At 63.5% G+C, this 6,766-nt stretch carries 9 protein-coding genes; 2 read left to right on the plus strand and 7 right to left on the minus strand.

Going from position 1 to position 6,766, the window contains the following annotated elements:
• Window positions 1–62 precede the first annotated feature (62 nt).
• A complete protein-coding gene (locus tag IQ16_RS39830; protein ID WP_018648573.1) occupies window positions 63–767 on the plus strand; it encodes an SGNH/GDSL hydrolase family protein in 705 nt (234 codons plus the stop codon).
• Window positions 768–790: 23 nt separating this feature from the next.
• Here IQ16_RS39830 and IQ16_RS39835 read toward each other — a convergent pair whose 3' ends face one another.
• From IQ16_RS39835 to IQ16_RS39860, 6 genes are all read right to left on the minus strand, one after another.
• Window positions 791–1,060 (minus strand): DUF3551 domain-containing protein, encoded by a 270-nt coding sequence (locus tag IQ16_RS39835; protein ID WP_018648574.1) that lies wholly within the window; start codon window positions 1,058–1,060, stop codon window positions 791–793.
• Between the two features lie 27 nt (window positions 1,061–1,087).
• The gene (locus IQ16_RS39840) at window positions 1,088–1,366 is read right to left on the minus strand and encodes a DUF3551 domain-containing protein (protein ID WP_018648575.1); all 279 of its coding nucleotides are present in this window, start codon (window positions 1,364–1,366) and stop codon (window positions 1,088–1,090) included.
• A gap of 183 nt (window positions 1,367–1,549) precedes the next feature.
• The gene (gene htpG / locus IQ16_RS39845) at window positions 1,550–3,424 is read right to left on the minus strand and encodes a molecular chaperone HtpG (RefSeq protein WP_018648576.1); all 1,875 of its coding nucleotides are present in this window, start codon (window positions 3,422–3,424) and stop codon (window positions 1,550–1,552) included.
• A 125-nt stretch (window positions 3,425–3,549) separates the two neighbouring features.
• Entirely contained in the window at window positions 3,550–3,975 is a 426-nt protein-coding gene (locus IQ16_RS39850) for a hypothetical protein (protein ID WP_018648577.1), read from the minus strand.
• Between the two features lie 276 nt (window positions 3,976–4,251).
• Window positions 4,252–5,112 carry a lysozyme inhibitor LprI family protein gene (locus IQ16_RS39855; RefSeq protein ID WP_018648578.1) on the minus strand — a complete coding sequence of 287 codons (861 nt, stop codon included), beginning with the start codon at window positions 5,110–5,112 and terminating at the stop codon, window positions 4,252–4,254.
• Window positions 5,113–5,162: 50 nt separating this feature from the next.
• A complete protein-coding gene (locus IQ16_RS39860; RefSeq protein WP_026312927.1) occupies window positions 5,163–5,762 on the minus strand; it encodes a nuclear transport factor 2 family protein in 600 nt (199 codons plus the stop codon).
• A gap of 183 nt (window positions 5,763–5,945) precedes the next feature.
• Between IQ16_RS39860 and IQ16_RS39865 the strand changes: the two genes are divergently transcribed.
• A complete protein-coding gene (locus IQ16_RS39865; protein ID WP_018648580.1) occupies window positions 5,946–6,422 on the plus strand; it encodes an energy transducer TonB family protein in 477 nt (158 codons plus the stop codon).
• A 92-nt stretch (window positions 6,423–6,514) separates the two neighbouring features.
• Here the strand turns inward: IQ16_RS39865 and IQ16_RS46380 are convergent.
• Window positions 6,515–6,766: group II intron maturase-specific domain-containing protein (locus IQ16_RS46380; RefSeq protein ID WP_283812208.1), on the minus strand; the 252-nt coding region annotated here is incomplete at its 5' end.

Genomic DNA, 6,766 nt, shown 5'->3' on the forward strand with positions numbered 1-6,766 from the left:
ATCCCGGGTAAACGGGCTATCCTTTGCTACCCTGCGTTGTCGGAGTTTGAAGGGAGGCGACCGTGGCTCTCGATCCGTCAGAGTTTCCCGTCCAGGCCGCGCCGTTCGAGCAGCCACTGACGAATTTCGCCAGCCGCGTGAAAGGTGGGCAGGCCAGGGTGGTCGCGATCGGCTCGTCGACCACGGCGGGCGAAGGAGGCATCGCTCCTTACCCGCAGAGGCTGCTGGCGGCTCTTCGGATCAAATTTCCAAATGTCGCAATCGAGGTGATCAATCGGGGCGTCGGCGGCGAAGACGCTCCCTTGGAGCTGAAGCGGTTCGAGCGCGACGTTTTCGACCTGAAGCCCGATGTTGTCATCTGGCAGATCGGCACCAATTCGGTGTGGCAAGCCGACGGTCCCTCGTTCGCGGACACCACGAACGCCATCCGTGAAGGTGTCGATCAACTGCTGGGCGCCGGAAGGATCGACGTGATCCTGATGGACCTTCAATATGTGCCGGCAGTGCTGACACCGGCCAAGCGCAAGAAGGCAGAGGCCATGGTCGAGGCGATCGGTCAGATCGCGCACGAGAAGGGCGTCAACGCCTTCGGCCGTTTCGCGCTGATGAAGGGCTGGCACGAAGTCGCGCAGATCTCGTTCGACCGTCTGGTGGATCCGGGCGATGATACCAGGCTGCATGTCAGCGACTGGACCACGGACAAGATGACCTGGCAATTGGCCGATGCGATCGCCACCGCGGCCAAGGAGGCGCCTCACGGCACCTGAAGTACGATCCGGAAAAGGGAGCGCTAGCCGCTTCTCCCGCGGCGCGGACGCGGCGGCGGTGCGTTGACCGGATAAAACGGATTGAGATCGCAGGTGGCGGCACGGCCTGCAGCCGTGCCGCGGCACTGCGACAGCGATGCGAAGGAGCAATCGTACCATTCTCCGCCGCCGCTACTCCCGCCGGAATAGACGTGCATGCAGACGGGAAAACGGGGATCGAAGGTCTGCGCGTGTGACGGCGCGGCCGCGAGCACCGCGCCGACGATCACGACCTGGCCGAACGAGAAACGCATGAAGTACGCTCCTGCGCCCCGGATTGCCTAATACACCTTCTTGTGACGCTTGCGCGGAGGCGGTGGCGGTTCGTCGAAGGCGTAGTAGGGATTGAGGTCGCATGTCGCGGAGCGGCCCGAAGCCGTGGCGCGGCACTGCGGCAGCGATGTGAACGAGCAATCGTAATAGTCGCCGCCACCACCCCAGCCACCGGGCGTGTACACGTGCATGCACACCGGATAGCGCGGATCATAGGTCTGGGCGCGCGCATCTGCCGCAGCAAACAGCGTGACAATCGCGGTGAGGGTCAGGATCGGCAAACGCATGAAGACATCCTCGAATCGGTAGTGTCGGCAGATCTGATGCCGACGCCCTCCTATGGCATAACACCGCCGCAGAGGCGACTGTTCCCAGGGACATATGACGGCAAGGTGAGGTGGGCCTGTCGCAACGCGGTCGTCATGGCCGGGCTCGCCCCTTGCCATGACGACCAATGAAGCCGCGCGAAGCTAGCCGAGCCCCTGCAGCACCAGCCGGTTCAACCTCGCCGCAAACGCCGCGGGGTCTTCCGGCAGCTCGCCATCCAGGATCTGCGCCTGCTCGAGCAGGAGCAGGCTGAGATCGTCGACCGCCTTGGAGCCGGCCTGTGCCCGAGTGATCGCGCCCACCATTGGATGGCGCAGATTGATCTCGAGCACCGGCTTGGTGCGCATGCCGCGGTTCTGCTGCGACAGGATGCGCTCGAGCTCGCGGCTCGGGCCCTGGCTATCGGCGACGAGGCAGGAGGCCGAGCTGGTGAGGCGCGTCGAGGCCTTGACGTCGCTGACGCGCTCGCCGAGCGCGGCCTTGATCACGGCGATGGTGGCCGCTTCATCGGCGACGGGCTCGTCCTTCTTCGCCTCGTCCTTGTCGTCGAGGCGCGGGATCAGGTCGAGATTGAGATCGCCCTGGCTCAGCGACTTCAGCGGCTTGCCCTCGAACTCCGTCGGCATCGAGGTCCAGAAGGCGTCGACGGGATCGGACAGCAGCAGCACCTCGATGCCGCGCGCCGTCGCAGCTTCCAGCCGCGGGTTGGACTTCAGCCGCTCGATGCTGTCGCCGACGAGATAATAGATCTCGGTCTGGTTCGGCTTGAAATCGGCGACGACCTGTTTCAGCGACCGCTTCTCGCCCGACGTGGTGGTGAAGCGCGACAGCGCCAGCAGCTTTTCGCGACGCTCGAAATCCTCATAGATGCCTTCCTTCAGCACCGCGCCGAAGGCGTCCCAGATCCTGGCGAAGTTCTCGGCATCCTTGTCGGCGAGGCTTTCGAGCTCGGATACGACGCGGGTCGCCACGGCTTTGCGGATCTGCGCCAGCTGCGGATTGTTCTGGAGCATCTCGCGCGAGATGTTGAGCGGAAGATCCTCGCTGTCGACGACGCCGCGGACGAAGCGCAAGTAGCCCGGCAAGAGATCGGCATCATCGGTGATGAAGACGCGGCGGACATAGAGCTTCACGCGGCCCTTGCGGTTCGGCTCGAACAGGTCGAACGGCTTGGTCGAGGGCGCGAACAGCAGCACGGCGTAGGAGTAGCGCCCTTCGGCGCGGTAGTGCAGCGTCATCGCGGGATCGTCGAAGGCCGAGGCGATCTGCTGATAGGCCTTCTTGTAGTCCTCCGGCGTCAGCTCGGATTTCGAGCGCTGCCACAGCGCGCTCGCCGAGTTGATCTGGCGCGGCTCGCCCTCTTCGGGGACGAGCTCGATGGGAAACAGGATGTTGTCGGAATAAGCGCTGACGATGCGCTCGATCTCGTAGGTTTCGAGATATTTCTTGGCGTCGTCCTTGAGGTGCAGGACGATCTCGGTGCCGCGCACGACGCGCGCCGCGTCCTCCTCGCTCGCGCGGGCGATCTCGAAGCCGGAGCCGCCGGACGACGTCCAGGTCCAGACGTCGCTCTCGCCGGCGCGGCGGCTGATGACGACGATCCTGTCGGCGACCATGAAGGCGGAATAGAAGCCGACGCCGAACTGGCCGATCAAGCCGAGACCGTCCTTGGCCTCCTTCAGCTTGGACACGAAGGCCTTGGTGCCGGAACGGGCGATGGTGCCGAGATGGTCGATCAGCTCCTGCCGCTCCATGCCGATGCCATTGTCGGCGATCGTGAGCGTTCCGGCCGTCTTGTTCGGGATGATGCGGATCTTGAGCGCGTCCCCCTCGCCCAGCAGCGCCGGCGTTGCGATCGCCTCGTAGCGCAGCTTGTCGCAGGCATCCGAGGCGTTGGAGACGAGCTCGCGCAGGAAGATGTCGGTCTCCGAATAGACGGAATGCACCATGAGGTGCAGAAGCTCGGAAACCTCGGCCTGGAAGGGCTGCGTATGCACAGCCGTGTCTGACGTCGTCATGCGTTTACCCGGTCAAATCAAAGGGAAAGCCCGGATATAACGCGATGAGAGGGCGGATCAAGAGGACATGAGGAACTCGGCCCCTGCCTGCGGCAGAGGCAATCCCGCCCAAGGACGGTGGGCGATCAGGTGACGCAACGGCCGGGCTGGAGCAGCTTGGCGACCTCGGTCAGGGAGCTGACCATCGGCTCGCAGGCGATCGTCGGCTTGTTGCTGCGACCCTGCTTCTTCTGGCTCTGGTTTTGGTTCTGGAGCAACACCGGCGGCTTGGCGTTGCCGGTCTCGATCACCGCGGGGACCCGCAGCAGCACCGAGGTATCGGCGAGGTCGTTCAGCCGCATCGACACGGTGCGGGTGGGAACCGCTGCCTGCTTGATCTCGGCCAGCCGGTCGGCCTTGCCGGCCCGGTTGACGTTGTGGCCCGGCTTGTCAGACTTGTCGGCGACCGCTTGCCAGCGGTCGGCCAGATCGTGGCCGGAGGCGAGTTGCACGGCGCCAAGCGTTGCGGCAATCGCGGCGGCGCTCAAAAATACCTTTTGAATCTGTGACATGGCTGTCAATCCCTCGCCCCATGGCGATCGAGGGAACAACGCGAGCCGAGGACCGGGGGTTCTCGACCGTCGCGATCACTTAACCGTGTGCGAAAAGGTCGGGGCGCCCATGCAAAAAAATTCGCAACCGCCTGGAACGAGTCCGGCAGTCGGGAGTCGTCTCTGCAGCCGGCTATTCCCCCCTGCCCCATAAGCCGGCGACGTAGGGCGCGACTGTGGTGATGCCAGTCGCGCCTTACTTTTGTCTGGGGGGTTGATCGCGAGCCGAAGGCGAACCTACGGGGTTTTCACTATCGGAGCCGGATCAGGTCGGCTCACATCGGCCGGCGGATAGTTCGGAGCGAACAGGCAATCCTGCATCCAGGGCTCGTCATATCCAGCCGGGCCGTCGGGGTCATATTTCCAGAGACTGCCAGCACGCGATGGACCCAAATCACCGAAAGATATTTTGGGGTTCGTGTTCCAGTGAGCGGCGGCTGCCATGTTGGCATTGTTCTCCGTATCAGGGCAGGTATGCCCCGCATAGCCGGTGTAGCAGCTCGCGGCAGGTTTGAGTTCGCCGCTCGCCACGATACTGACAAGTCGTCGCTCGGTGGTGTGACCGGAGGCCCACTCTGCCCCCACACTACACACTCGGTCCTTGTGCTGGCGATGCGTGGCAATCCAGCAGGCATATTCCCAATGACCGAAGCGCGGAGGCATGAAATCGCAGGGGCCTTCGTAGCCCGCGAACGGGCCGCCGCTTTCTTTAGATGCGACTTTCCGCTGTTGCTCCATCGTGTGGATCGGTCGACTTCCTTTTAGGAAATCGAGGCGATCCCTCGTGATCTTCAACAACACCTTGCGATCATCGGTCTCCTCGTCTTCCTGGCCATCTATTCTCGGGACACCGCGCGAGCGTGCCTCGATCCATCGTCGCTGGCTGCGGATGAGCGCCTCGTGGAATTCCGGGTCCGTGGTCCGGCGTAGCAAAGCGAAATAGGCGGCGCTCATCGCCTCGTCGACCTTCTTTGCCTCCGGAAAAGAACAGATGATCTTCTCCGCCTCGTGAGATGCCTTCGCGCAGTCAAGCGCAAGGACCGGGGACGAAGAAATGACGGCGCAAGCGACCAACGCCAGAGCGGAAACCGGTTTCATTGATATTTCCAGAAGAGATCATCGGGCCAGCGGCCGCTTGACCGTACGCCTTACTTCGCTTTCCCCGCCAGCCAGTCCCGCCCCTCGCTATAGAGCCTCTCGACCTCAGCACCGGTCAAGCCCGGCATGTCGCGCTTGACCTTGTAGCCGATCAGCTCCTGCATGTAAGCGAGATGCCGGTAGCCTTCGGGAAGCGCGGCGAGCGCCTGCTGATCGAGTCGCAACGTCGCGGCGGGATCGACCGGGTCGATGCGGTCCTTCTCGTAGATCGGCTGGCGGCGGACGATGCCCCATTTCCCCTGCCGCTTCTCCAGGAAATCGTAGAAGCGGCCGGTGCAGACGACGTCGCAAAGCACGTCATGTACAGGTGCGCGCTGCGAGATCGTCATCTTGGTCTGGGCGATGGCGCGTTCGCCGGACAGGTCGATGCTGCTGCCGCCGAGAAAATGCAGGATGCGCACGCCCTTGGCGAACCCCTCCTGGCTGACGCGCATGAAATCCCGCGCCGGCCCTTGAAACCAGGTGGCGGACATCCAGCCCTCCTCGTGCCAGACGGTCGCAAAACGCTCCCAGTCACCGGCGTCGCGCCACACCGCCCAGTTCTCGACGAGGTCGCGGATGGCGAGACGATCGAGCAGTTGCTGGTCCATGGTACGTCCCTCCCGGCGGCTTGAGGCTGCGATGAATGTCATCGGCCCGACGTATCAACGGGGCAATTGGGTTGCCGTCAAGCGCCCGATGCTTCGCGACCGCGCGAATTGCCCACAACGGGGCAAGCGCGATACGAGCAACGAGTCTTGCAATCAACCGGACCGCGACTAGTATCTGCACCGATGCAGATGAAATTCCCCTTGTTGCTGGCCGCGCTTCTCGGATTGCTTGCGGCTTTCCCCGCGTATGCGCAGACTGAGGCGCCAGACACCCAAGAGAGCTCTATCAACGCCTGGAAAAGGCAAGTTTCCAATCGACTGTTCAGCAAGAGGATCTATCCGCGCAATTCGCCTGCCGAAGGCGGTACGGCGAAAGTCCTGTTTGTTCTCGATCGGACGGGCAATTTGATTTCGAGCGCGCTGGTCGAAAGCACGGGCTCCAGCGAACTCGACGCCGCAGCCTTAGCGATGGTGGAAGCGGCTGCGCCATTTCCGGAGCCGCCCGCCGAGATTGAGGATGACAGTCTTCACCTCACGGCGCCCATCGTCTTCAGGGCAAAAACGACGCTACCGTGGTCGGGTAGCCCGCCGCCCGCAGAGGCGGCCGCAGAACAAGCTAAGGTCGATGCCAAGATGCGCAGCATCTGCCGGGGCTGCTGAAAAGGGTAGGCAATCGGGATAGGGGGAAGCCTCGCGGCTCCGCCCCTCCCACACCACCGGACATACGGGTCCGTATCCGGCGGTTCAGCGGATTATGCGGGTCGCCGTGCCGCGACGGAAGCCAAGCCGAGTGAGGCAAAGAAGCCGTTTGGCAGAGCAATGGTGAGCGCGGGGCTGTTCGCGAGCCGCCAAGGGCCACGTGGGCTGCCGGCGGTTTGCGCCGCCAGATCCCGGCCGACGCCGCGGCGTCGCAACTCGGCAAAGCGAGCGGGTCCATACTTCCATTGCTTCCAGGCAACGGCGCGCAACCGTCGCCTGATCCACTGGTCAAGCACGCGCAACAC

Origin of the sequence: Bradyrhizobium huanghuaihaiense, from assembly GCF_007830635.1 — a bacterium.
GTDB lineage: Bacteria > Pseudomonadota > Alphaproteobacteria > Rhizobiales > Xanthobacteraceae > Bradyrhizobium > Bradyrhizobium huanghuaihaiense.